Origin of the sequence: Streptomyces sp. NPDC007205 (assembly GCF_040634095.1) — a bacterium.
Taxonomy (GTDB): Bacteria; Actinomycetota; Actinomycetes; order Streptomycetales; family Streptomycetaceae; genus Streptomyces.
Genome location: NZ_JBEYEW010000002.1, coordinates 280543 through 304430 on the forward strand (window position 1 = coordinate 280543; position 23888 = coordinate 304430).

General features: G+C 72.4%; 28 protein-coding genes. 17 read left to right on the forward strand and 11 right to left on the reverse strand.

The genetic code is table 11. The annotated features are described in order from the left end of the window. The first annotated feature begins 2 nt into the window (after positions 1-2). Genes ABZ624_RS04790 through ABZ624_RS04815 form a run of 6 tightly spaced genes read left to right on the forward strand, consistent with a single transcriptional unit; the run spans position 3 to position 3384 of the window. Complete coding sequence (locus ABZ624_RS04790; protein ID WP_360082620.1) at positions 3-641, forward strand: DNA primase; 639 nt, start codon at positions 3-5, stop codon at positions 639-641. Further along, on the forward strand, positions 638-1792 hold the full coding sequence (locus tag ABZ624_RS04795) for an SRPBCC family protein (protein ID WP_360082622.1): 1155 nt from the start codon (positions 638-640) through the stop codon (positions 1790-1792). Before ABZ624_RS04790 ends, ABZ624_RS04795 begins: the two co-directional genes overlap by 4 nt. Next, entirely contained in the window at positions 1789-2124 is a 336-nt protein-coding gene (locus tag ABZ624_RS04800) for a gas vesicle protein (RefSeq protein WP_351244477.1), read from the forward strand. Before ABZ624_RS04795 ends, ABZ624_RS04800 begins: the two co-directional genes overlap by 4 nt. Further along, a complete protein-coding gene (locus ABZ624_RS04805; protein ID WP_360082624.1) occupies positions 2121-2891 on the forward strand; it encodes a GvpL/GvpF family gas vesicle protein in 771 nt (256 codons plus the stop codon). The genes ABZ624_RS04800 and ABZ624_RS04805 overlap by 4 nt, the downstream gene beginning before the upstream one ends. Continuing rightward, a complete protein-coding gene (locus ABZ624_RS04810) occupies positions 2888-3106 on the forward strand; it encodes a gas vesicle protein (protein ID WP_360082626.1) in 219 nt (72 codons plus the stop codon). Before ABZ624_RS04805 ends, ABZ624_RS04810 begins: the two co-directional genes overlap by 4 nt. Next, positions 3103-3384 carry a gas vesicle protein K gene (locus ABZ624_RS04815; RefSeq protein ID WP_360082628.1) on the forward strand — a complete coding sequence of 94 codons (282 nt, stop codon included), beginning with the start codon at positions 3103-3105 and terminating at the stop codon, positions 3382-3384. Before ABZ624_RS04810 ends, ABZ624_RS04815 begins: the two co-directional genes overlap by 4 nt. 7 nt (positions 3385-3391) lie before the next feature. On the opposite strand, the gene ABZ624_RS04820 is transcribed toward ABZ624_RS04815, so the two are convergent. The 3 genes from ABZ624_RS04820 to ABZ624_RS04830 form a co-directional block, all read right to left on the reverse strand. Further along, positions 3392-3562, reverse strand: a complete 171-nt coding sequence (locus ABZ624_RS04820) for a hydrophobic protein (RefSeq protein ID WP_351244485.1) — start codon at positions 3560-3562, stop codon at positions 3392-3394. Positions 3563-3604: 42 nt separating this feature from the next. Next, the gene (locus ABZ624_RS04825; RefSeq protein WP_360082630.1) at positions 3605-4426 is read right to left on the reverse strand and encodes a methyltransferase domain-containing protein; all 822 of its coding nucleotides are present in this window, start codon (positions 4424-4426) and stop codon (positions 3605-3607) included. Positions 4427-4538: 112 nt separating this feature from the next. Then, positions 4539-6032, reverse strand: a complete 1494-nt coding sequence (locus ABZ624_RS04830; protein WP_360082632.1) for a phosphatase PAP2 family protein — start codon at positions 6030-6032, stop codon at positions 4539-4541. A gap of 80 nt (positions 6033-6112) precedes the next feature. On the opposite strand from ABZ624_RS04830, the gene ABZ624_RS04835 reads away from it, so the two are divergent. Then, positions 6113-6769, forward strand: coding sequence for a histidine phosphatase family protein (locus ABZ624_RS04835; protein ID WP_360082634.1), 657 nt, complete (start codon positions 6113-6115; stop codon positions 6767-6769). Positions 6770-6922: 153 nt separating this feature from the next. Next, complete coding sequence (locus ABZ624_RS04840; protein WP_360082636.1) at positions 6923-8542, forward strand: ATP-binding cassette domain-containing protein; 1620 nt, start codon at positions 6923-6925, stop codon at positions 8540-8542. Positions 8543-8628: 86 nt separating this feature from the next. Here ABZ624_RS04840 and ABZ624_RS04845 read toward each other — a convergent pair whose 3' ends face one another. Beyond that, positions 8629-8889, reverse strand: coding sequence for a hypothetical protein (locus ABZ624_RS04845; protein WP_360082638.1), 261 nt, complete (start codon positions 8887-8889; stop codon positions 8629-8631). A gap of 291 nt (positions 8890-9180) precedes the next feature. On the opposite strand from ABZ624_RS04845, the gene ABZ624_RS04850 reads away from it, so the two are divergent. Further along, the gene (locus tag ABZ624_RS04850; protein WP_360082640.1) at positions 9181-9468 is read left to right on the forward strand and encodes a DUF6158 family protein; all 288 of its coding nucleotides are present in this window, start codon (positions 9181-9183) and stop codon (positions 9466-9468) included. A gap of 63 nt (positions 9469-9531) precedes the next feature. On the opposite strand, the gene ABZ624_RS04855 is transcribed toward ABZ624_RS04850, so the two are convergent. From ABZ624_RS04855 to ABZ624_RS04870, 4 genes are read right to left on the reverse strand one after another with little or no spacing between them, the layout of a single operon-like run. Continuing rightward, positions 9532-10074 (reverse strand): type 1 glutamine amidotransferase domain-containing protein, encoded by a 543-nt coding sequence (locus ABZ624_RS04855; RefSeq protein WP_360082642.1) that lies wholly within the window; start codon positions 10072-10074, stop codon positions 9532-9534. Beyond that, on the reverse strand, positions 10023-10748 hold the full coding sequence (locus ABZ624_RS04860) for a diguanylate cyclase (protein WP_360082644.1): 726 nt from the start codon (positions 10746-10748) through the stop codon (positions 10023-10025). The genes ABZ624_RS04855 and ABZ624_RS04860 overlap by 52 nt, the downstream gene beginning before the upstream one ends. Beyond that, positions 10745-11122, reverse strand: a complete 378-nt coding sequence (locus tag ABZ624_RS04865; protein ID WP_351244501.1) for a DUF2795 domain-containing protein — start codon at positions 11120-11122, stop codon at positions 10745-10747. Before ABZ624_RS04865 ends, ABZ624_RS04860 begins: the two co-directional genes overlap by 4 nt. Positions 11123-11138: 16 nt before the next feature. Next, positions 11139-12935, reverse strand: a complete 1797-nt coding sequence (locus tag ABZ624_RS04870; protein WP_360082646.1) for a thiamine pyrophosphate-requiring protein — start codon at positions 12933-12935, stop codon at positions 11139-11141. 529 nt (positions 12936-13464) lie between these two features. Here ABZ624_RS04870 and ABZ624_RS04875 point away from each other — a divergent pair. From ABZ624_RS04875 to dnaK, 7 genes are all read left to right on the forward strand, one after another. After that, on the forward strand, positions 13465-14289 hold the full coding sequence (locus ABZ624_RS04875) for a hypothetical protein (protein WP_360082648.1): 825 nt from the start codon (positions 13465-13467) through the stop codon (positions 14287-14289). A 275-nt stretch (positions 14290-14564) separates the two neighbouring features. Beyond that, positions 14565-15821 (forward strand): aminotransferase class I/II-fold pyridoxal phosphate-dependent enzyme, encoded by a 1257-nt coding sequence (locus tag ABZ624_RS04880; protein WP_360082650.1) that lies wholly within the window; start codon positions 14565-14567, stop codon positions 15819-15821. Continuing rightward, positions 15818-17002: an MBL fold metallo-hydrolase gene (locus ABZ624_RS04885; protein ID WP_360082652.1), complete on the forward strand. Its 1185-nt coding sequence runs from the start codon at positions 15818-15820 to the stop codon at positions 17000-17002. Before ABZ624_RS04880 ends, ABZ624_RS04885 begins: the two co-directional genes overlap by 4 nt. A gap of 79 nt (positions 17003-17081) precedes the next feature. Further along, positions 17082-17519, forward strand: coding sequence for a hypothetical protein (locus ABZ624_RS04890; protein WP_360082654.1), 438 nt, complete (start codon positions 17082-17084; stop codon positions 17517-17519). A 47-nt stretch (positions 17520-17566) separates the two neighbouring features. Continuing rightward, a complete protein-coding gene (locus ABZ624_RS04895) occupies positions 17567-17890 on the forward strand; it encodes a hypothetical protein (RefSeq protein WP_360083235.1) in 324 nt (107 codons plus the stop codon). Between the two features lie 45 nt (positions 17891-17935). Continuing rightward, positions 17936-18361: an OsmC family protein gene (locus tag ABZ624_RS04900; protein ID WP_360082656.1), complete on the forward strand. Its 426-nt coding sequence runs from the start codon at positions 17936-17938 to the stop codon at positions 18359-18361. A gap of 139 nt (positions 18362-18500) precedes the next feature. Beyond that, positions 18501-20378, forward strand: coding sequence for a molecular chaperone DnaK (gene dnaK, locus ABZ624_RS04905; RefSeq protein ID WP_360082658.1), 1878 nt, complete (start codon positions 18501-18503; stop codon positions 20376-20378). Positions 20379-20480: 102 nt separating this feature from the next. Here the strand turns inward: dnaK and ABZ624_RS04910 are convergent, their stop codons facing one another. The 3 genes from ABZ624_RS04910 to ABZ624_RS04920 form a co-directional block, all read right to left on the reverse strand. Further along, entirely contained in the window at positions 20481-20618 is a 138-nt protein-coding gene (locus ABZ624_RS04910; protein WP_360083199.1) for a respiratory nitrate reductase subunit gamma, read from the reverse strand. A gap of 86 nt (positions 20619-20704) precedes the next feature. Then, positions 20705-21568, reverse strand: coding sequence for a helix-turn-helix transcriptional regulator (locus ABZ624_RS04915; protein ID WP_360082660.1), 864 nt, complete (start codon positions 21566-21568; stop codon positions 20705-20707). Between the two features lie 99 nt (positions 21569-21667). After that, positions 21668-22588 (reverse strand): helix-turn-helix transcriptional regulator, encoded by a 921-nt coding sequence (locus tag ABZ624_RS04920; protein WP_360082662.1) that lies wholly within the window; start codon positions 22586-22588, stop codon positions 21668-21670. Between the two features lie 36 nt (positions 22589-22624). On the opposite strand from ABZ624_RS04920, the gene ABZ624_RS04925 reads away from it, so the two are divergent. Then, positions 22625-23830 (forward strand): ADP-ribosylglycohydrolase family protein, encoded by a 1206-nt coding sequence (locus ABZ624_RS04925; protein WP_360082664.1) that lies wholly within the window; start codon positions 22625-22627, stop codon positions 23828-23830. The last annotated feature ends 58 nt before the right edge of the window (positions 23831-23888 follow it).

Here is a 23888-nt window from a genome sequence, read left to right on the forward strand (position 1 = left end):
TGATGAACCGCACCGCACTGGGCCTCGCCCTAGGGGCCGGCTATCTGCTCGGACGCACGAAGAAACTGAAAATGGCGCTCGCGGTGGGCTCCCTGGCCGCCGGCAAGAAGCTGAACCTCGGCCCCGGGGCGCTCGCGGCGATGGCGCGGCAACAGCTGCGCGACAATCCGCAGTTCAAGGAGATCGGCGACCAGCTGCGCGAGGACCTGAGGGGCGTCGGCAAAGCCGCGTCCGGAGCCATGGTCGAGCGGCAGATGAGCACGCTCGCGGACCGGCTGCACGACCGTACCGCCCAGGTACGCGACCAGCTGTCCGGAGCGCTGCCCGCGGCCGGCTCCGACGAGGAGCGGGAGGAGGAAGACGGCGACCGCGGGGCGCGGGACGAGAGCGACCGTGAGGAGCGGGAGCCCAGCGACCGCGACGCGTCACAGGCCGGCGACCGGGACGAGCAGGAGGACAAGCCGTCCGCCAGGAAGGCGGCCAAGAAGTCCCCGCCGAAGCAGGCCACCGCCAAGAAGGCCGTCGCGAAGAAGACGGCCCCCGCGAAGAAGGCGGCGGCCAGGAAGACCGACGGGGACCGCAAGACGGCCGGGAAGAAGACGGCCGGCACCCGGCAGCCCAAGGGTGGTGAAGACCGATGACCGAGACCCTGGGGTCGGCCACGTCCGCGGTCGGCAAGGCCACGGGCGCGGCCAAGGACAACCCGCTCGCCGACCTCGCCCACAGCGAGGCCGCCGACCGGCTCAAGGCCGAGGCCCAGGAGTACCTGACGGCCCAGGCCCAGCGGCTGCTCAGCGGCCTCGGCCGCAAGCTCGGCGAGACCACCGTGAAGCTCAACGACATCGCCGAGGGCAACAGCCCCGGCTTCGCCAAACTCGCACTCGACGGCGGCCGCAAGCTCGCCGAGGGCAAGGGCCCGCTGCGCTCCGCACTGGAGCTCGGGGCCTCCCGCGCCAAGGAGAACGTGATGGACGCGGTCAAGAACCTCGGGGGCGGCGGGGGCGGGAAGAAGGGCGGAGGCGGCAGCAAACCCACCGTCATCATGGAATCCGTCGACGTGGGCGTGCCGCTGCGCACCGCCTACGACCAGTGGACCCAGTACCAGGAATTCTCCACCTTCGCCAAGGGCGTCAAGAGTGCCGACCGGGCCGGCGACACCGACTCCGACTGGCGGGCCAAGATCTTCTGGTCCAGCCGCAGCTGGAAGGCGCACACCACCGAGCAGATACCCGACCAGCGCATCCAGTGGACGTCCGAGGGCGCCAAGGGCAGCACGAAGGGTGTCGTCACCTTCCACCCGCTCGGCGAGAACCTCACCCGGATCCTGCTGGTCATGGAGTACTACCCGACCGGCCTGTTCGAGAAGACCGGCAATCTGTGGCGTGCCCAGGGCCGCCGGGCCAGGCTGGACCTGAAGAACTTCGCCCGTTTCATCACTCTGAAGGGAGAGGCGGAGGACGGCTGGCGCGGCGAGATCCGCGACGGCGAGGTGGTCCGCAGCCACGAGGACGCGGTGGCCGACGAGGAAGAGGGAGAGGAAGAGCGGGAGCCCGAGGACTACGAGGACGAGGAGGAGGAAGAGGAGGAAGAGGAGGAGCCTGAGGAGTACGAGAACGAGGCGGAGGAGCCGTACGAGGAGGAACCCTCCGAAGCGGACGCGGAAGAAGACGCGGAAGAAGACGAGGGAGAAGAGGGCGAGGAAGAGGACGAGTACCCGGACGAGGAAGAAGACGAGGAAGAGGGCGAGGAAGAAAAGGAGCCCGAGTACGTCGGGCGCGGGAGCCGTCGATGACGACGCCCAGCCGGTTCCCCGAGCCGTACGGCCACAGCAGCGGAGCCAACCTCGCCGACATCCTGGAGCGCGTGCTCGACAAGGGCGTGGTGATCGCGGGTGACATCCGGATCAATCTGCTCGACATAGAACTGCTGACCGTCAAGCTCAGGCTCATCGTCGCCTCGGTCGACAAGGCCAAGGAGATGGGCATCGACTGGTGGGAGAGCGACCCGGCCCTCTCCTCCCGGGCCCGCCGTGACGAGCTGACCCGGGAGAACGCCGAGCTGAGAGAACGGCTGGCCCGGCTGGAGGAGCTGGAGCCGGGCCATGTGCCGAAGGAGGCGCCATGACCGGACTGCGTTACGTCTACGCCGTCTGCCGCCCCTTCGGGACGCCCCTGCAGTCCCAGCTCACGGGCATCGGGGGCGCCCCGCCGGGTCTGCTGCACCACCACGGGCTGGTCGCGGTCGTCAGTCAGGTCCCGGAGGCCGACTTCAACGAGGAGGCCCTCAGGGCCCACCTGGAGGACCTGGACTGGCTCGCCGCGACCGCCCGTGCGCACCAGGGTGTGATCGACGCGCTCACCACCGTCACCACCCCGCTGCCGCTCCGGCTCGGGACCGTCTTCCGGGACTGCAGCGGGGTGCGCTCGATGATCGAGGCCCGCGAGGACGACTTCCTGCGCATCCTCGACCGGCTGGACGGCCGGGTCGAGTGGGGCGTGAAGGTGTATGTGGAGCCCGAGCCCGCCGAGGCCGCACCCGCCGAGCCCGCCGTCGCCGCGAAGCCCGCCAGCGGCCGGGACTATCTGCGCCGACGGCGCGAGAGCACCCACGCCCAGGAGGAGAAGTGGCAGCGCGCCGAGGCGTTCGCCCAGTCGCTGCACGAGCGGCTGTGCCGGTACGCCGAGGATTCCCGGATGCACCCCCCGCAGAATTCAGCGCTTTCCGCGGCGCCCGGCCGTAACGTCCTCAACGCCGCCTATCTCGTACCGCGCATGCATTCCGAGGAATTCGTGGAACTCGTGGACCGCACAAAGGACGAGGCACCCGGAATCCGGGTGGAACTCACCGGGCCCTGGGCCGCCTATTCCTTCACGGGGGAGGCCGAGTCGTGACCGTCGTGGAACGGCGCGAGATCGCACTCGTCGACCTGCTCGACCGGCTGCTGGCCGGCGGTGTCGTCATCACCGGCGACATCACCCTCAGGATCGCGGACGTCGACCTGGTCCGCATCGACCTGAACGCCCTGATCAGCTCGGTGAACGAGTCGGTCCCCTCACCCTTCGAACTGGTCCTGCCCCCGCCCGAGGAGCCCGAGGAGGTCGTGTGAGCCCACGCAACCGGCTCGACCTGGAACCCGACACGGTCGAGCGTGACCTGGTGAAACTGGTCCTGACCGTGGTGGAACTGCTGCGTCAGCTCATGGAACGGCAGGCCGTGCGCCGCTTTGACACCGGTGAGCTGACCGAGGAGCAGGAGGAGCGGATCGGGCTCACCCTGATGCTCCTGGAGGAGCGGATGGCCGAGCTGCGCGAGCGCTACGGACTGCGGCCCGAGGACCTGAATCTGGACCTCGGGCCGCTCGGGCCGCTGCTTCCGCGCGGCTGATCTCACCTCACCACCGATACCAGCGGCCCCTGCCGCCGCCGGCGGTGGTGCTGCGGACCAGGAAGCCCAGCAGCCAGACGACGAGCACCGCCAGGGCAATCCACCAGAGAATCTTCACCGCGAATCCGACCCCGAAGAGAATCAGGGCCAGGAGCAGTACCAGCAGTATGGGAACCATAGTGTCAACCTCCTGCAGTCCGGGTTTCCCGAATTCTGCGAATCAGGCTTCCTTGCGGCACAGAATCTCCCCGTGCAGGACCGCGAACCAGCCGTCCTCCCGCCGTCCCCACTCCCGCCAGGCCTCGGACACCGCCCGCAGCCGGTCCCCGGTCGCGTGACCGCCCTGCGTGGCCCGCTCCGCGTAGGCGGAGGCCAGGGTGCGGTCCGCCCACAGGCCGCTCCACCAGGCCCGCTCCTCGGGCGTGGCGAACGTCCAGGTGCTGGAGGTGGCCGTGATGTCTGTCAGACCGGCGGCCAGCGCCCACGTCTTCAGCCGGCGCCCGGCGTCGGGCTCACCGCCGTTCGCGCGGGCCACCCGCTCGTACAGATCCAGCCAGTCCTCCAGTCCGGGCACCGCCGGGTACCAGGTCATCGCCGCGTAATCCGCGTCCCGTACGGCGATGAACCCGTCCGGCCTCGTCACCCGGCGCATCTCGCGCAGCGCCTGCACCGGGTCGCCGACGTGCTGGAGCACCTGGTGGGCGTGGACCACACAGAAGGAGTCGTCGGGGTAGTCCAGGGCGTGCACGTCGGCGACCGCGAAGTCCACATGGGTCAGGCCCCGCGCGGCGGCGGTGGCCCGGGCCCGCTCCAGGACGTCCGGCGCCCGGTCGACGCCGGTGACATGACCGTCCGGGACCCGCGCCGCCAGGTCGGCGGTGATGGTGCCGGGCCCGCAGCCGATGTCCAGGATCCTCATGTGGGGCTTCAGCGAGCCGAGCAGATAGGCCGCGGAGTTCTCGGCGGTCCGCCAGGTGTGCGACCGCAGCACCGACTCGTGGTGCCCGTGCGTGTAGACGGCGGTCTCCTGCGCTTTCGGCATGACTGTTCCCCTTCACCCTCGTCGCCGCTGTCGCGGCCGGCGGCTACGCGTCACCGTACGCGCCCATGCCGAATAATGAGATCCAGATTTCACAGTCTGGACTGACGGTTCGTCAGAGGCCGGTCCGCAGCGGCCGGTAGACCGTCAGGGCCTCCGGCAGCTTCTCCACGGTGAGCTCACCCGACACCGCCGTCACCTCGCCGTCGTACGCCAGCGGGGTGCCCGGTGCGATGCCGCTGAGCCGGAGCCGGTTCACCTGCACCGCGGCATGCTCCGGGGATCGGGTCAGCGGGCCCGCCGCGGCGGCGGCCAGCAGCCGCAGCGCCGGCCGGCGACCGCCGTGCACCACTCGCACGTCCAGCAGCCCGTCCGCGAGATCGGTACGCCGGCCGGGCGCGAGCCCCATCCGGTGGTAGACGCCGTTGCCGACGAACAGCAGCCACAGCGGCCGCCGTTCACCGCCCACCTCCAGCTCCAGCGGATGCCGGTCCGCGCGCAGCACCCGCAGCGCGCCCAGCACCCCGGCCGGCCAGCCACCGATCCGGTGCGACCAGCGTCCCCGCTCGCGCACCAGCTCGGGGTAGACGCCGAGGCTCAGCGTGTTCAGGAACAGGCCTTCGCCGTCGCCGGTGACGAACCGGCCCGCGTCCACCCGCACCGCCTCCCCGTGCCGGACCGCACGGGCCAGAGCGCGTTCGTCCTCCACGCCCAGGTCGTAGGCGAAGTGGTTGAGGGTGCCGCCGGGCAGCACCGCGAGCGGCAGACCGTGCCGCAGGGCGATCCCCGCGGCCGCGTTCACCGTGCCGTCGCCGCCGCACACGCCCAGCACCCGCGCCCGGGCCGCCGCCTTCGCCAGGGCGTCACCGACCTCCTCCGGCGCACACTCGACGACCTCCGCCCCCGGCAGCGCCTCCCGCAACGCCCGGACCCGGTCCGCGGTGCCCGAACCCCGGTTGGCGACCATCACCAGACCGTCGCCCTCCGGCAGCGCGGGCGCCTCCGCGCGCGGCCGGGCCGGCCGCCACGCCTGGGCGCGGGTCGGCACCAGCCGCCGTACCAGGAAGGCCGCACCCGCGCCGAGCGCCGCCCCGGCCAGTACGTCGCTCGGGAAATGCACGCCCGTGTACACCCGGGACGCCGCCACCGAGAACGCCACCGGCGCCACCGCCGCCCCCCACGCCGGGGACTCCAGCGCGACCCCGGTCGCGAAGGCGGCGGCCGACGCGGAGTGCCCGGACGGGAAGGACGTGGTGATCGGCTGCCGCTTCAGCTGCCGTACCAGCGGCACCGGGTCCAGCACCGGCCGCGCCCGGCGCACCGAGCGCTTGCCGATCGTGTTGATGGCAAGCGAGGCCACGCTGAGTGACGCCAGGCCCCGGGCAGCCGCCCGGCGAGCCCTCGGCGTGCGGCTCGCGGCCATCACGGCGGCCGTCGCGAACCACAGCACGCCGTGGTTCGCGCCGCGGCTGAGACGGGGCAGCACCCGCTCCGCGCCGGGCCAGTGCCAGGCGGCGGCCGCCTCGAACAGCCGGCCGTCCAGATCCAGCAGGCGGCACAGCGGGCTGTGGCCGGTCGTACGGGCAGTCAGGTCCAGGTCTGGGCTCATGGGGTGCGGTTACCCTGAAGTGCCCGCTTCGTGTTCCCGCCCGCGCCGGGACCCGGCCGGCGCGCAAGGAGTTCCCCCGCATGCGCCTGCTCCTCGTCCGCCACGGCGAGACCCCGTCCAACGTGAACCACCTGCTGGACACCGCCGTGCCCGGCCCCGGACTCACCCCGCTCGGCGAGGCGCAGGCCGCCGCACTGCCCGAGGCGCTCGCCGACGAGGACATCGAGGCCGTCTACGCCTCCCCGCTGCTGCGCACCCGACTCACCGCCGCCCCGCTGGCCGCCGCCGTCGGCCTCCGGGTGCTCGTCCGCGACGGCATCCGCGAGGTGTCCGCCGGCGCCCTGGAGATGCTGCCCGGCGAATCCCCCGAGGGCCGGCAGTACATGCGCACGGTGTTCGCCTGGGCGGCCGGCGACACCGCGCTGCGCATCCCCGGCGGGGAGAGCGGCGAGGAGGCCCTCGCCCGGTACGACGCCGTGATCGCCGAGGCCGTCGCGAGCGGTGCCCGTACCGTCGCCATGGTCAGCCACGGCGCCGCGATCCGCATGTGGACCGCCGCCCGCGCCGCCAACGTCGACATCCCCTTCGCCGCCGCCCGCCCCCTGAAGAACACCGGCGTAGTGATCCTCGACGGCTCCCCGCCCGACGGCTGGAAGGCCCTGTCCTGGGAGGGCGCCACGGTGGAACCGGCCGGCGAGAGCGGTCCCACGGGAGAGCCGGTGGAGACGGCGGAGTAAGGGGCCCTCCGGGAGAGGGAAGCCTGTCAGGCCGCCCCACCCTGCCGTCGGGGCCGCCCCACCCCGCCCGCGCCGCCGGCACCCGGTGCCGCCGCCGCGCCCGCCCGATATCAGTTTGCCGTTCACCCGGGTCGACCCGGAGAATGCCTGGCCATGGGACACCTGGAAGCCGCACACCTCGAGTACCACCTCCCCGACGGGAGGACCCTGCTCGGGGACGTGTCCTTCCGGGTCGGCGAAGGGGCCGCCGTCGCGCTCGTCGGCCCGAACGGCGCCGGCAAGACCACCCTGCTCCGGCTGATCTCCGGCGAGCTGAAGCCGCACGCCGGCACCGTCACCGTCAGCGGCGGCCTCGGCGTGATGCGCCAGTTCGTGGGCTCCGTACGCGATGAGACGACCGTACGCGACCTCCTCGTCTCCGTCGCCCCGCCCCGCATCCGCCAGACGGCGAAGGCCGTCGACGACGCCGAGCACGCCCTCATGACCGTCGACGACGAGGCCGCCCAGCTGACCTACGCGCAGGCCCTCGCCGACTGGGCCGAGGCCCGCGGCTACGAGGCCGAGACCCTGTGGGACATGTGCACCACCGCCGCCCTCGGCGTTCCCTACGAGAAGGCCCAGTGGCGCCTGGTCCGCACCCTCTCCGGCGGCGAGCAGAAACGCCTCGTGCTGGAGGCGCTGCTGCGCGGCACCGACGAGGTGCTGCTCCTGGACGAGCCGGACAACTACCTCGACGTACCCGGCAAGCGGTGGCTGGAGGAGCAGCTCAAGGAGACCCGCAAGACGGTCCTGTTCGTCTCCCACGACCGCGAACTCCTCGCCCGTTCCGCCGAGAAGATCGTCTCCGTGGAGCCGGGCCCGGCCGGCGCCGACGCCTGGGTGCACGGCGGCGGCTTCGCCACCTACCACGAGGCCCGCCGCGAACGTTTCGCCCGCTTCGAGGAGCTGCGCCGCCGCTGGGACGAGAAACACGCCCAGCTGAAGAAGCTGGTCCTGAACCTGCGCCAGGCCGCCGCCGTCAGCCACGAGATGGCCTCCCGGTACGCGGCCGCCCAGACCCGCCTGCGCAAGTTCGAGGAGGCCGGCCCGCCGCCGGAGCCACCGCGCGAGCAGGACATCACCATGCGCCTGAAGGGCGGCCGTACCGGCATCCGGGCCGTCACCTGCGGGCGACTCGAACTGACCGGCCTGATGAAACCGTTCGACCTGGAGGTCTTCTACGGCGAACGGGTCGCCGTCCTCGGCTCCAACGGCTCCGGCAAGTCACACTTCCTGCGCCTGCTGGCCGGCGAGGACGTCGCGCACACCGGCGAGTGGAAACTCGGCGCACGCGTGGTGCCCGGCCACTTCGCGCAGACCCACGCGCACCCCGAACTCCAGGGCCGCACCCTCCTCGACATCCTGTGGAAGGAGCACGCCCAGGACCGCGGCGCCGCCATGTCGAGGCTGCGCCGCTACGAGCTGACCCAGCAGGCCGAGCAGACCTTCGACCGGCTCTCCGGCGGCCAGCAGGCCCGCTTCCAGATCCTGCTGCTGGAACTGGCGGGCGCCACCGCGCTGCTGCTGGACGAGCCGACCGACAACCTCGACCTGGAGTCGGCCCAGGCCCTCCAGGAGGGCCTGGAGGCCTTCGAGGGCACGGTCCTCGCCGTCACCCACGACCGCTGGTTCGCCCGCACCTTCGACCGCTATCTGGTCTTCGGCAGCGACGGGCGCGTCCGCGAGACACCGGAACCGGTCTGGGACGAACGCCGCGTGGAGCGCGTCCGCTAGGGGCCGCCGGGGGGCCTGGACAGCAGGACAGCCGGCGGTGCCGCTCCGGCCGTCGGGGCGCGGGCCGCAGCGCGTGTGCCGGCCCGTCACGGCCGCCACTTCCAGCGCAGCAGCGCGCCCGGGCCGCCCGCCGCGACCTCGGCGCCGGTGTCCCGGAGCACCGGGGTGAGCGACACGACCGGCGCGTCCGTCACCACGGCCGCCCGGACCAGCGCGTCGTCGGCGCGGTCCTGGCACGCGGCCGGCGCGTCGGCGATCTCCTGCGCGTTGCGCTCCCCGGTGTTCTCACCTTCAGCCGGAAGTGCCGTTCGGACCAGTCGGAGGCCTTCGACCGGTGCACCGGCCACTGCCGGCTGCCACTGCCGGCTGCCCGTGACATGCCCGGCCTCCTCCCGGCCACCGCGCCGCGCAGCTCAAAGTCGGCTCCGGTCCGGTTGACATTCGCGACCAGCGCCGCCGGGTCCTCACCGGCCAGGTCCAGCAGCGGCGTCACCCGTCTTCGTCGTCCGGGACGGGCCGACGTATGCGGAGGCCCAGGACCCCGGATGTTCGTACAGTGGACTCAGGAACGCGAGCTCCACGGATTACTCCCGGAAACCGCTCGGGAGCAGTGCACGCCGGGCGGGTACCCGTAGCCCATGAACGAACACGACGAGCGGGGCACCACGATGACCGGAGTCGACGCCAGCCGGCTGGACGACCAGCAGCTCATGAAGGAGCTGGAGACGATCCACCGCACGCGCCACGACACTCTGCTGTACGGCTCCAACGACGCGCTGCGGGCCCACAACGAGCGCATGGCACAGCTGGAGGGCGAATACCTGCGCCGCAACCCGCGCCGTCTGGTCAGTGCCGGACGCACCCGCGAGGGCGCCCGCGAGCGCGGCTGCGGCGAGACGGCGAGCCCCGGCGTGCCGGGCACCTGACCGGCACGCACACAGCGAACGGGCCGGCCCGCGCGGGCCGGCCCGTCCCCTGGACGCCGCAGGTCAGCCGGGCTCCCCGGCGAACACATGCAGGAACGCGTCGCAGAACGCCTTCAGATCGTCCGGCTTGCGGCTGGTCACCAGCTGGTTGGAGCCGTGGTCGCAGATCTTCACCTGCTCGTCCACCCAGGTGCCGCCCGCGTTGCGGATGTCCGTCCGCAGGCTCGGCCAGGACGTCAGCACCCGGCCCCGTACGACGTCCGCCTCCACCAGCGTCCACGGCGCGTGGCAGATCGCCGCCACCGGACGGCCCCGGTCGAAGAAGTCCTTCACGAACGCCACGGCCGCCGCGTCCATCCGCAGAAAGTCCGGATTGGCCACCCCGCCGGGCAGCACCAGACCACCGAACGATGCCGCCGACGCCTCACCCACGACCTCGTCCACGTCAAAGGTGTCCGCCTTGTCGAGATGGTTGAACGCCTGGATCTTCCCCGGCTCAGTCGACACCAGCACCGGCTCGTGCCCGGCATCGGACGCCGCCTTCCACGGCTCGGTCAGCTCCACCTGCTCGACGCCTTCGGGCGCCACGAGAAACGCGATACGCATGATGCTCCGTTCCCTTTTGCTCCGTTCCCTTTCTGTTTCCTCACCGCGGCCCTGTCGGCGCGGGCGCGCCCCTTCGCCGCCCGGGCCGCCCGCCTGCACCGCCACAGCTCCTCGCCGTACGGCAGCAGCACGAACGCGCCGATCGCCACGCCGATGCCCGCCAGATAGCCGGGCGACAGCGGGCGCCGGCGCGGCTGCAGCCGCCAGGCGCCGGGATCCCCGCGCCCGCCCCGCAGCAGTGACCGCACCTGATCCGCGTGCAGACACATCAGGGACGCCACAGCCCCGAACGGCAGCGACTCCAGAAAACTGTGGATGTGCTGCTCGACGGGCTTGACCTCACGGTCGCTGTCCACGGCCGTGCGCACATCCCACAGCGCGGTCGCCTCGTGCACCGCCGCCGCCCCCAGCTGCACGCTCAGCAGCAGCGGATTGACCCGGTAGCGCAGGGTCAGCGCGATCGGTACACCGACCTCCGCCATCATCAGCGCATGGATCACCGACTCCTTCGTGCCCGCGGTCTCCTCGATCCGGGTGCGCCGGTGCATCACCCAGTCGGCGAGCCCCGGCACGAACCAGCCGGGCAGCAGTCCGTACAGCAGGAACCGGGTCGTCGCCACCTCGACGTCGACGCCGGCCCCGCTCGCGATCTCGGCCGCCTGGCCCCGGCTCATCCGCGGCCCACCAGCGCTTCGGCGAGCTGCTGGACGTTCTCGTAACGGGCCGAGTGCGGCAACCCGGCCACCGCGTCGCCCAGCGCGGCCGGCGCGTTCCGCCGGCGCAGCATCCGCGCCAGATCACGCGCCGTCGCCGGGAAGCAACTGCGGCTCAGGGTCCGCGCCAGCTCGGTGCGCACCCGCTCCAGCGACGCCGGCGAACCCAGTCCGCCCACCGGCCCGCTCCACACCTCCGGGTCGTCGTCCGCGGCCGGCTCCGGATCGTGCCACTCCTCCACCCGTGTCGGATGCCCGGACCTCAAAAGGCCCTTCAGCTCGTGCTTCATCTCGTCGTCCCGGTGGACGCTCAGCCGGTCACTGCCTCGCTGCATGTCTCCCTCCAGGGGACTAGCGCTTGTCCTTGCCGGGCAGGAACTCCTGCACCTTCGCCTTCAGCCCCTGCTTGACCATCGAACCGCGGTCGGCGTCGCCCTTCAGGATCGACGCGGCCGTCGCCTCCATCTGCTCCCAGGTGGCATGCGGCGGGATCGGCGGTACGGCCGGGTCGGTGAGGAACTCGACCACCGCGGGCCCGTCGGCCTCCAAGGCCGCCCGCCAGGCCGCCTCCACCTCCTCCGGCTTCTCCACCCGGATCCCGGTCAGCCCCAGCGAACGGGCGAACGCCGCGTACTGCACGTCCGGGATCGACTGCGAGGGCAGGAACTGCGGTGCGCCCTCCATGGCCCGCATCTCCCAGGTCACCTGGTTCAGGTCCTGGTTGTTCCACACCGCCACCACCAGCCGCGGATCCGACCAGCGGTCCTTGTACTTGGCCGCCGTGATCATCTCCGCCAGGCCGTTCATCTGCATCGCGCCATCACCGACCAGCGCGAACACCGGCCGGTCCGGATGCGCGAACTTCGCACCGATCGCGTACGGCACCCCCGGCCCCATCGTCGCCAGCGTCCCGGACAGCGAACCGCGCATCCCCGGCCGCATCGTGATGTGCCGCGCGTACCAGTTCGCGACCGAACCGGAGTCCGAGGTCAGGATCGCGTTGTCCGGCAGCAGCGGGTCCAGCGCACGCGCCACGTACTCGGGGTTGATCGGGTCGGCCGACAGATGGGCCCGCCGGTCCATGGTCGCGTGCCAGCGCCGCACGTTCGCGCACACCGTGTCGTACCACTCACGCCCGCCCCGGTCGGCGTTCAGCAACGGGATCAGCCGCCGCAGCGTCGCCTTCGCGTCACCGACGAGGTTCACCTCGTACGGGAACCGCATCCCGATCATGTGCGGGTCGATGTCGATCTGCACCCCGCGCGCCTTGCCGAAGTCCGGCATGAACTGCGTGTACGGGAACGACGACCCGATCGTCAGCAGGGTGTCGCAGTCCCGCATCATCTCGTACGACGGCCGGCTGCCCAGCAGCCCGATCGGCCCGGTGACGTACGGCAGCTCGTCACTGAGCACGTCCTTGCCGAGCAGCGCCTTCGCGACCCCCGCGCCGAGCAGCTCGGCGATCTCCTGCACCTCCGCGACCGCACCCGCGGCGCCCTGCCCGACCAGGACGGCGACCTTGTCGCCCTCGTTCAGCACGTCCGCCGCGCGGCGCAGCGCCTCGTCCGTCGGGGTCGCCGTGTAGTCGCTCATGCCCAGGCTGGAGGGCACCATCTTGAACTCGTGCGTCGGCGGCGAGTAGTCCAGCTCCTGCACGTCGGCCGGGATGATCAGCGCCGTCGGGCAGCGCCGGGCGTACGCGGTGCGGATCGCCCGGTCCAGCACGTTCGGCAGCTGCTCCGGCACCGTCACCGTCTCCACGAAGTCCGAGGCGACATCCTTGTACAGCGTGTGCAGGTCGACTTCCTGCTGGTAGGAGCCGCCCATCGCGGTCCGGTTGGTCTGGCCGACGATCGCCAGCACCGGCACATGGTCCAGCTTGGCGTCGTACAGCCCGTTCAGCAGATGGATCGCACCCGGCCCCGACGTCGCCGCGCACACCCCGATACGGCCGCTGAACTTCGCGAACCCGACCGCCTCGAACGCGGACATCTCCTCGTGCCGGGACTGGATGAACCGCGGCCGGTCCTCGGCACGACCCCAGGCGGCGAGCAGCCCGTTGATGCCGTCACCCGGATAGCCGAAGACCTGTTCCACGCCCCAAGCGCGCAGGCGCTCGAGGATGTGGTCGGAGACCTTGGTGCTCATGGAGGAACCTCCCGGTGAGGTGCGAAGCGGACGATCCGGTCAGCAGATACCGAGTCACCTGCGCAGGGCACGGAAAACCTCACAAACGCGTCAGGGCGCGGCAGGGCGCGGGAGGACGCGGGAGGGCGCGGGAGGGTGCGGGAGGGAGGGTGCGGGAGGGTGCGGGCCCGAAACCCGCGGCCGGTGTGAGTCACCCGGCCGGCCGTCCCTGTCCCGCGAATGGGGGCCGGCCGCGCGCGCCACGTCGCCGCGGGGGCTGTGATGGCAGCGAGGGCACGCCCCGTGCCCCGTACCCGTGACACCGCCGGGCAGTGCCACCGGCACCGCCGGTACCCGTGCCCGAGGCACCGTCCCACCGGTGTCCGGCGCACTGCCGTCCCGGTGCCGGACGCACCATCGTCCGTGCCGGACGTACTGCCGTCCCGGCGGCGGACGCACCACCGTCCGTGCCGGAGGCACTGCCGTACCGGTGTCCGGCGTACCACCACCACCGCCGACCGCCCGCCGCGCCCGCCGAGGAGCCCGACCCATGCGCCGCACCGCCCGTGCCCTGTCCATCGCCTTCATAGCCGGTGCCGCGTTCGCCCTGACCGGGCCCGCCGCACCCGCAGCCGAGGCCGGCTCCAGCCCCGTGTCCCCGACTCACACCGCCGGCCCCGTGTCCCCGACCCACACCGCCGGCCCCCTGTCCCCGGCCCGCCCCGTCGGCGGCGCCGACACCGGCCCGTGTGCCGCGCCGCAGCAGTGCGACGCGTCCCACGCCTGCGCGGACGCCGCCGCCCCCTGCGGCGACGGTGCCACGCCGTGCCGGGAGAGCGAGCCCTGCGAGGAGGACAACGGCGGCTGCCGCAGCCAGGAGCCCTGCCCGGATCCGGACGGTACGGAGTGCAGGGCGGGTGAGGACTGCCAGGGCGGAGGCTGCAGGGCCGGCGAGGACTGCCGGCACAGCGGGACCTGCAAGGCGGGTGAGGACTGCGGGGGTGGTGCGGGCTGCAAGGCGGGGGAGGACTGCGCGGGCGGTGCGGGCTGCAAGGCCGGGGACGCGTGCTCCGGCGGGAACGCGTGCCGTGAGGGAGGCCAGTGCCACGACGACGGCGGCGAGTGCGCCGGCGGCGGAGACTGCCCCGACGACGGCCACAGCTGCGGCGGACCCGACGACCGGCAGGGCGACGCCGACGGATGCGACCCGGCCACCGTGGAGCACGGAGTCGAAGCCGGCCAGGGCGGCACCTTCACCGACTCGGCCCCGGCCCTCGCCGGCGGCGCCGCCTTCATCGCCGCGGCCTGCGGCGGAGCCGGCTACCGGCTCTACGGCCGCCGGCGCGGCTCCGCCAACCGGACCACGGACGTGTGACCGGAGCAACGCCCGCCACTCCCATGGACGGCCGCCCGGCGGGTACACACCCTCACGAGGACACCGTCAACCGGCTCCACACCAGCCACCCCAGGCCACGAACACCCGGCCACAGACGCACAGCACACAGCAGCGCACGACGACACAGCAGTACAAAGTCACAGCAGCACCAACAGCAAACAGCAACGGCACAGCAGCACCACAACGACACAGCCCGCCCCGGCGACACCGCACCCGGCCGGGCGGCACCGGCACCGGACTGCGCGGAGGCGGACATGCGGCGGACGGACCCCGAAGGGCACGGCCCCGTCCGCTACGGCCCGCCACTGCCCGGCGACGGACTGCCCGTACTCCCCGAACTCACCGGCGTACTCGCCGCCGCGGCAAGCCGCACCGACGCCCAGCCCGTCGGCGGCGCCCCCGCCCTGCTCGAAGCGGCCTGCGGCTACTGGACCCGGCGCGGCCTGCCCACCGTCCCCGACCAGGTGGCCGCCGGCCCCGGCGCCCCCGCCCTGCTGCTCGCCCTCACCGCCGCACTCGCCTCGGACGGCGGCGACGTCCTCGTCCCCCGCCCCTGCGCCGCCTGGTGGGCCCCGTACGCCCGCGTCCTCGGCCGGCCCGCCTACCACGTGCCCACACCTCCCGAGAGCGGCGGCGTCCCCGACCCCTACGCCCTGCTGGAGACCGTCCACCGGGTCCGCGCGGAGGGCGGCGTCCCCCGGCTGCTCGTGCTGTCCATCGCCGACGACCCCACCGCCACCGTCGCCCCGCCCGAACTCCTCCACGAGACCGTCGAGGCCGCCACCGCCGAAGGACTGCACCTGGTCAGCGACGAGACCTGGCGTGACACCCTGCACCACCCCCACGACACCGTCCTGCTCAGCCCCGCCGAGATGCGGCCCGACCTGGTCACCGTCGTCACCGACCTCGCCGGATCCCTGCTGCCGCCCGGCTGGCCCGCCGCCGTCGCCCGCTTCCCGGCCACCGCACCCGGAGCGCACCTCCACGCGCGCGTGCTCGACATCCTCACCGCGCTCGGCGCCCGCATCGCCGCACCCGTCGCCGCAGCCGCCGGCTACGCCCTCGACGAACCCCCACCCGTCACCGAGCGCCGTGAGAGCGTCGTACGCCTGCACGCGCGCGTGGCCGCCGCCGCGCACACCGCCGTCGTCGCCGCCGGCGCGCTCGCCCGCCCCCCGCAGGCCGGCCGCCACCTGTACGCCGACCTCGGTCCGCTGCGTGAGCCCCTCGCCGCCCAAGGCGTCGGCGATGCACAGGAGTTGGAGGACCTCCTCACCACCCGCCTCGGCATGCCCGCCCCCGGCGGCCACCGCTTCGGCGACGACCTCGGGGCGCTGCGCGTACGACTCGCCACGGGCCCCCTGCTGGGCGGTACGGACGAGGAACGCATGGAATGCCTCACCTCACCCGCGCCGTTGGAACTGGCACACGTGCAACGCGCGTTGATCTCCTTGACGGCGGTTCTCGACGATCTCCGCGACGACGCTCAGCGACGGGAGCCTCCTCGATGACGCAGCAGACGCACGAGACCCAGACGCACGAGACCCAGACGCACGAGCCCGCAACGACCGGGCCCGGATCCACCGCGACGACCTCGACGGCAACGGCGACGACCTCGACGGCAACGGCGACCACGACGCCGCCGACGACGACCGCACACACCGGCGAAGCCGCCGAAACCGTCACGCCGGCCCCCCTGGCGCCCCCTTTCCCCCCGCTGGCCGAACCCCGCCCCCTCGGCGAACACCGCGTGTGGCCCCGCACCTTCCACGACCGGCTCACCGCCCCCCTGCCCGGCCTCAAGGCCTTCGCCCGCTTCGCGCGCGAAGGCGCCGTACGCCCCGGCCCCGAAGGCCTCGCCGACCTCACCCGGCTCCCCTGCGAGCCCGCCCCGCTGCCCCGCGTCGACACCCGCACCCTCGCCGTCACCTGGGCCGGACACGCCAGCTGGATCCTCCGGATCGGCGGGCTGACCGTCCTCACCGACCCTGTCTGGTCCCGCCGTATCCTCGGCACCCCCGCCCGCATCACCCCCGTCGGCGTCCCCTGGCGGACCCTGCCGCGCATCGACGCCGTCGTCATCAGCCACAACCACTACGACCACCTCGACGCCCCCACCCTGCGGCAACTCCCGCGAACCACCCCGGTGTTCGTACCGGCCGGCCTCGGCCGCTGGTTCCACCGCCGCCGCTTCACCTGCGTCACCGAACTGGACTGGTGGGAGGGCGCCGAACTGGCCGGCATCCGCTTCGACTTCGTCCCCGCCCACCACTGGTCCAAGCGCACCCTCACCGACACCTGTCACAGCCTCTGGGGCGGCTGGATCCTCACCGACGCCGACGGACAGCGCGTCTACTTCGCCGGCGACACCGGCTACGGCCACTGGTTCTCCCGCATCGGCCGCCGCTACCCCGGCATCGACCTCGCCCTCATGCCCATCGGCGCCTACCACCCCCGCTGGTGGCTCAGCGATGTCCACTGCGACCCCGAGGAAGCCGTCCAGGCCACCCTCGACACCGGCGCCCGCCGCATGGCCCCCATGCACTGGGGCACCTTCATCCTCTCGGCCGAACCGGTCCTGGAACCGCTCACCAGGGTGCGGGCGGCCTGGGAGAGGGCGGGACTGGACAGAGAGGACCTGTGGGATCTCCCGGTCGGCGCTTCAAGGGTGCTGAAGCGCAGCACCCCGTAAGGGACGCGGGAAACCGCGACTCCCCGAAGCCTGCGGGCAGGAGTAGGGTCTGCGGCGAAACCGGAGGTGAGGGGACGCCATGGGACAACCGCGGGGCACCTCCGGCACACCCGCGCCCACGCCGGTGCGGGTCATCGCCATCGCCAGCCTGACCCCCCTGGAAGAACTGGAAGCGGACCCCTTCCTCGTCGACTCCCGCAGCCAGCACGCCATGTGCGCCCGCTGGGCCGCCGAACGCGGATACGTCATCGCCCGGGAACTCCTCGCCGGCGGACTGCGCTTCGACCACTGCGCCCTGTGGGACGGTATCCGGCCCGGCGTGCACGTCTTCGTCGCACCCAGCCTGCGCGTACTCCGGCGCGCCGTGTCCTCCGTCGAGGCATTCACCGCCGAGTGCGCCCGGCGCGGCGTCCGCGTGGAAACCGTCGGGCGGGCCGAGCCGTCGTACGACGCGCAGATGAAAGCCCGCGTGCACCGCCGCCTGTCCATGCCGACGGCCGGCTACGACGGCCGCTAGGCCCGCCCTGCGGGCGAACGACGGGAATGTGACCGCAGGACCTAGGAGTGCCCCACGCGTTCGGCAGGGGGGAGTACACACAGCGCGCGGTGTCGAGGCCCGCGCCGCCGTCCGTGCCCGCGCTGCGCCGGCCCGTGGAGGAGAGGTGCGCGGAGAGGAACACGGCGGTGTGGTGCCGGGTACCCACGGCACCGAGATACCGCTCGCCGGGCTCGATGACGAGTTCGATGGTCAACTTCGAGGAGCAGATCGGCGCCCACGGCGGCCTCGGCGGCGCCCAGTGCCACCCGTTCCTGCTCTCCCCGCTTCAGCGCGTTCGCCCCGCGTGGGCCGGTCTTCAGAGTGCGACGAGCCAGGATGTGATCGGATAGGGAACGGAAAACCCCGGAACCGGGATCCGACGGAAAGGAATCATCGTGGCCACCACGCGCACCGCGCACACGGTCTGGGAAGGCAACCTTCTCGAGGGCAACGGCGTCGTCACCTTCGACTCCTCCGGCATCGGCGAGCAGCCGGTCACCTGGGCCTCGCGTTCCCAGGACGCGAACGGGAGGACCAGCCCCGAGGAGCTGATCGCCGGTGCCCACTCCAGCTGCTTCTCGATGGCCCTCTCGCACGCCCTGGCCGGCGCCGGCACCCCGCCCACCCGGCTGGAGACCAAGGCCGACGTGACCTTCCAGCCGGGCGAGGGCATCACCGGCATCCACCTCACCGTGCGCGGCGAGGTGCCGGGCCTGGACGCCGAGGGTTTCGCCTCGGCCGCCGAGGACGCCAAGAAGAACTGCCCGGTCAGCCAGGCCCTGACCGGTACGACCATCACCCTGACGGCCGAGCTGGCCTGAGGCCTCGCACGACCCCGGATGCCGCGTCCCGCCCAGGGGGCGCGGCATCGCCGTTCCCGGGGAACCCGGGCATTGACAGCGTCGCAGGCACGTCATGTCCTGGGAGAGCGGCAGGCGCCCGGGCGGAAGGGAACGGACCATGACACGTGCGGTCGGGATCGATCTCGGGACGACGAACTCGGTGGTGGCCGTCCTGGAGGGCGGCGAGCCCACCGTCGTCACCAACGCGGAGGGTGCGCGGACCACCCCGTCGGTGGTGGCGTTCGCGAAGAACGGCGAGGTGCTGGTCGGCGAGGTCGCCAAACGGCAGGCCGTGACGAACGTGGAGCGCACCGCCCGCTCGGTGAAACGCCACATGGGCGATGCGAGCTGGCGCTTTCCGGAGCAGGGCACGGTCGACGGCACCCGCCTGCGCGCGCAGGAGCTGTCCGCTCGGGTGCTGCAGAAGCTGAAGCGGGACGCGGAGGCCTACCTCGGCGAGGACGTCTCGGACGCGGTGATCACCGTACCCGCGTACTTCGACGACAGTCAGCGGCAGGCCACCAAGGAGGCCGGGGAGATCGCGGGCCTGAAGGTGCTGCGGATCATCAACGAGCCGACCGCCGCCGCCCTCGCCTACGGCCTGGACCGTGGCGAGGAGCAGACGGTGCTGGTCTTCGACCTCGGCGGCGGGACCTTCGACGTGTCCCTGCTGGAGATCGGCGACGGCGTCATCGAGGTGAAGGCCACCAACGGCGACACCCACCTCGGCGGCGACGACTGGGACCAGCGGGTCGTCGAGCACCTGGTGAAGCGGTTCAAAGGGCAGTACGGCATCGACCTGGCCGCCGACAAGATGGCGGTGCAGCGGCTGCGGGAGGCCGCCGAGAAAGCCAAGATCGAACTGTCGTCGTCCTCGGAGACGACCATCAACCTGCCCTACATCACCGCCTCCGCCGAGGGCCCGCTGCACCTGGACGAGAAACTGACCCGGGCCCAGTTCCAGGAGCTGACCGCCGACCTGCTCGACCGGTGCAAGAAGCCCTTCCACCAGGCCGTCCAGGACGCCGGGATCGAGCTGTCCGCGATCGACCACGTCATCCTCGTCGGCGGCTCCACCCGGATGCCCGCCGTCACCGAGCTGGTCCGCGACCTCACCGGCAAGGACCCGCACAAGGGCGTCAACCCCGACGAGGTGGTCGCCGTCGGCGCCGCCCTCCAGGCCGGCGTCCTGCGCGGCGACGTCAAGGACGTACTCCTCCTCGACGTCACCCCGCTGTCCCTCGGCATCGAGACCAAGGGCGGCATCATGACCAAGCTGATCGAACGCAACACCACGATCCCCACCCGCCGTTCGGAGATCTTCACCACCGCCACCGACAACCAGCCCTCGGTCGGCATCCAGGTCTACCAGGGCGAACGCGAGATCGCCGCCTACAACAAGAAGCTCGGCGTCTTCGACCTCACCGGGCTGCCGCCCGCCCCGCGGGGCGTCCCGCAGATCGAGGTGGCCTTCGACATCGACGCCAACGGGATCATGCACGTCTCCGCCAAGGACCTCGCCACGGGGCGCGAGCAGAAGATGACCGTCACCGGCGGCTCCGCCCTGCCCAAGGACGACATCGACCGCATGATGCGGGAGGCGGAACAGTACGCCGAGGAGGACCGCAAACGCCGCGAGGCCGCCGAGACCCGCAACCAGGCCGAACAACTCGTCTACCAGACCGAGAAGTTCCTCCGCGACAACCACGACCGCGTCCCCGCCGACACGCGCGGCGAGGTCGAGACGGCCGTCACGGAACTGAAAACCCTGCTGGAACAGAACGCCGACACCACTGCCCTGCGCACCGGGGTGGAGAAGCTCGCCACCGTCAGCCAGAAGATGGGGCAGGCCATGTACGCGGCCGCCTCCTCCCAGTCCTCCACCACCACCGACGGCGGTCCGGCCACGGAACACGGCTCCGCCCCCGACGAGGAAGGCGTGGTGGACGCCGAGATCGTGGACGAGGACAGGGACGAGAAGGGAGGCGCGGCCTGACTCCCCAGCCCCTCCCAGCCCCGCCGCTCCGGCCGCGGGTCCAACCGCCGTGCATTTCGCGTGCGGTAGACGATATGCAGCTGTCGATATACGGCAGACGATTTACAGCAGACGATTTACAGCAGACGATTTACAGCCGTAACAGATACGGCAGACGGTATACAGCCGGAACAGATACGGCACCGGCGCGCTGACTGTATGCACCAGGCGGCTGCACGGCAGGAACGCGATCAGCATCATGCCGATCACCGCGTGCGGCCTGGTCCAGCTGGATCGGCCGGTGCGGGGGGCTGGTCCGGAGGAGACGTCATTGGGTCTGAGGGACGTCACAGGCTCCTGCGGAACTCCCGCAGGAGGGTCCGGGTGCGCTGTGCCGACGCCGCCCGCGCCGTCATGTGGTCCAGGACCTCCAGATGCGCGGCGACCTCACGGCGGGCGTCCAGGTAGAGGGCGCCGGTCAGGTACTCGGTGAACACCATGTCCGGCAGCTCCGGTTCGGCGAACCGGAACAGCGTGAACGGCGCGTACGTCCCCGGATGCGGGCCCGCCGCGAACTCGGCGAGCTGCAGGGTGACCCGGTCCCGCTCGGCGTACTCCAGCAGCCGGTCCAGCTGCGTGCGCATCACCTCGCCGCGCGTGCTCACTGGACGCCTGAGCACCGTCTCGTCCATGATCACCCACAGGTGCGGCGGGTCGTCCCGCTCCAGCAGCCGCTGCCGTTCCATGCGCAGCGACACATGCCGTTCCACGGTCTGCGGAGAGGTCTGCCCGATCGTCCCGGCCTGCAGCACCGCCCGCGCGTAGTCCTCGGTCTGCAGCAGTCCGGGGACGAAGTGCGGCTCGTAGGAGCGGATGATCCGGGCGGCGCCCTCCAGACTGACGTACAGGCTGAACCAGTCCGGGAGCACGTCGTGGAACCGCTGCCACCAGCCCGGCTCGTTCGCCTCCTCGGCCAGCCGCACGAACGCGGCCGCCTCCTCCTCGGCCACCCCGTAGGTGTCCAGCAGCACCTGCACGTAAGGGATCTTCAGCGCGACCTCGGCCATCTCCATCCGCCGTACGGTCGCGGGCGCCACCCGGAGCACCCGGGCGGCCTCCTCGCGGCCCAGGCCCGCCGCCTCCCGCAGCTCCTGCAACCGCTTGCCGAGGACCACCTGGCCCACGGTGGGCGCAGCCCGCCGCTCACTCACGCCACGCCCTCCCCTTACGCGCCGAAGTACCCGGGCAGTCTGCCATGCGATCCGCGCCCGCACACCGGTCCGAGGAGGATCCGGGCGGCGGGGTCGGCGTCAACCAGCCAGGGAGTGCAGGTACTTGGCGGTCGCCGGGTCCGCCGGCAGGAACGTCTCGATGGCGAGTTCCGCGACCGTGACGTCCATCGGCGTGTTGAACGTCGAGATCGACGACACGAACGACAGGATCCGGCCGCCGAGTTGGATGCGCAGCGGCAGCGCGAAGTACGCGACGGGCTCCTCCGCCTCGCCGGCCGGCGCGTCCTCCTGCGGCACCGGGTAGGCTGCCACCTCCTCGTACAGGGTGCGCAGCCGCTCCGAGCGCTCCAGGGCGATCTGCCGCTCCATCTGCGCCAGCAGATGCCCGCGCCACTCGCGCAGATTGCGGATGCGCGGCGCCAGCCCCTCTGGGTGCAGGGTCAGCCGCATGGCGTTCGGCGCCGGACTCAGCAGCTTCTCCGGCACGCCCTCCAGCAGCATCGCGATGCCCCGGTTCGCGGCGACGACCGTGTAACCGGCGTCGACCACCAGCGCCGGGTAGGGCTCGTAGCCCTGGATCAGGCGCTCCATGCCGTCGCGCAACGCGTCGAGCGCGGGGTCGTCCAGCGGGGTCTCCGGATAGCACGGGGCGTAACCGGCCGCCAGCAGCAGGGAGTTGCGCTCGCGCACCGGCACGTCCAGATGCTCGGCGAGCCGCAGCACCATCTCCTCGCTCGGCCTCGACCGGCCGGTCTCGATGAAACTGATGTGCCGGGCCGAGGAGTCGGCGCGCAGCGCCAGCTCCAGCTGGGAGATCCGGCGCCGCTCCCGCCAGGCGCGCAGCAGCGGGCCGACGCCCTTGCCGGAAGCGGCGGAAGCGGCGGAAGCGGCTGAAACGCCGGAAGCGGCTGAAACGCCGGAAGCGGCTGAAACGGCGGAGGCGACCGGGGCGGCTGGGGCGGTGGCGGACGCGGCGGGGCCGGCAGCGACAATGGTCATACGTCCGACCGTAGTCGAGGAGTTGCGGAGCCACCCATGAACGAACCGTGGTCGAAGCCGTGGCGGATCTCGTCCCCCCTGGCGTCCCTTCAGACCGCGGCCGTGTACCGGGCCCGGGTCCGCGGCTGTCTCCTCGGCGGCGCACTCGGTGACGCGCTCGGCTACCCCGTGGAGTTCGCCTCCCTGGACCGCATCCGCGCCTCGCACGGCCGGCACGGCGTCACCGGTCTCGTGCCCGGCGCGCAGGGCGCCGTCGGCCTGATCAGCGACGACACACAGATGACCCTGTTCACCGTCGAGGCCCTCATCCAGGCGCACGCCCGGGAACGCGAGAAGGGCATCGGCGGCGCCTGGCCGCTGCTGCTGCGCCAGGCGTACGAGCGCTGGCTGGAGACCCAGTCCAAGCCGGGCCCGCCGCAGCCGGGCCCGCCGCAGCCAGGTCCGCTGCTGTCCGGATCGCCGCAGCCGGGTGCGCCGCTGTCGGCACCGCCGCAGCCCGGCCCGGGGCAGCCGGCACCGTCGTATCCCGGCGTCCCGGCCGGCGGCCTGGTCACCGAGGCCTGGCTGTACGCCCGCCGCGCCCCGGGCAACGCCTGCCTGTCCGGCGTCGCCCAGATGTACGCGCCCGACCCCGCGCTGCCACTCGACGGCACACCGGGCGAGGTCAACCCCGACTCCAAGGGCTGCGGCACGATGATGCGCTCGGCCCCCTTCGGCCTGGCCGCCTCCGCCGACGCCGCCTTCGCGATGGCCGCGCGCGGTGCCCAGATCACCCACGGCCACCCCACCGGCTACTACGCGGCGGGTGCCCTCGCCGCGATCGTGGCCCACCTGGTCGCCGGGGACTCCCTGGAGGGCGCGGTGCTGCGCACGCTGCGGCTGCTGGAACGGCACCGCGGTCACACCGAGACGACGGCCGCCCTGCGCGCCGCCCTCGAACTCGCCGCCGACGGGGCACCGACGGCCGAGAAGGTGGAGTCCCTCGGCGCGGGCTGGGTCGCCGAGGAGGCCCTCGCCATCGGCGTCTACTGCGCGCTCGCCGAGCCCGTCGCCGTACGCGCCCTGCTGCTGGCCGTCAACCACTCGGGCGACAGCGACTCCACCGGCTCGATCTGCGGCAACCTGCTGGGCGCCCGGCACGGCGACACCGGCCTGCCGCACACCTGGGTGGCCCAGGTGGAGGGCCGGGCCAGGATCGCCGCACTCGCCGACGACCTCGCCGCGGAGTGCGCGCGCGGCTGATGTGAGCAGTGCGCGGCCGGCCGGCGTGGCGGAGTGTGCGGGCGGCTCATGCGGGGGA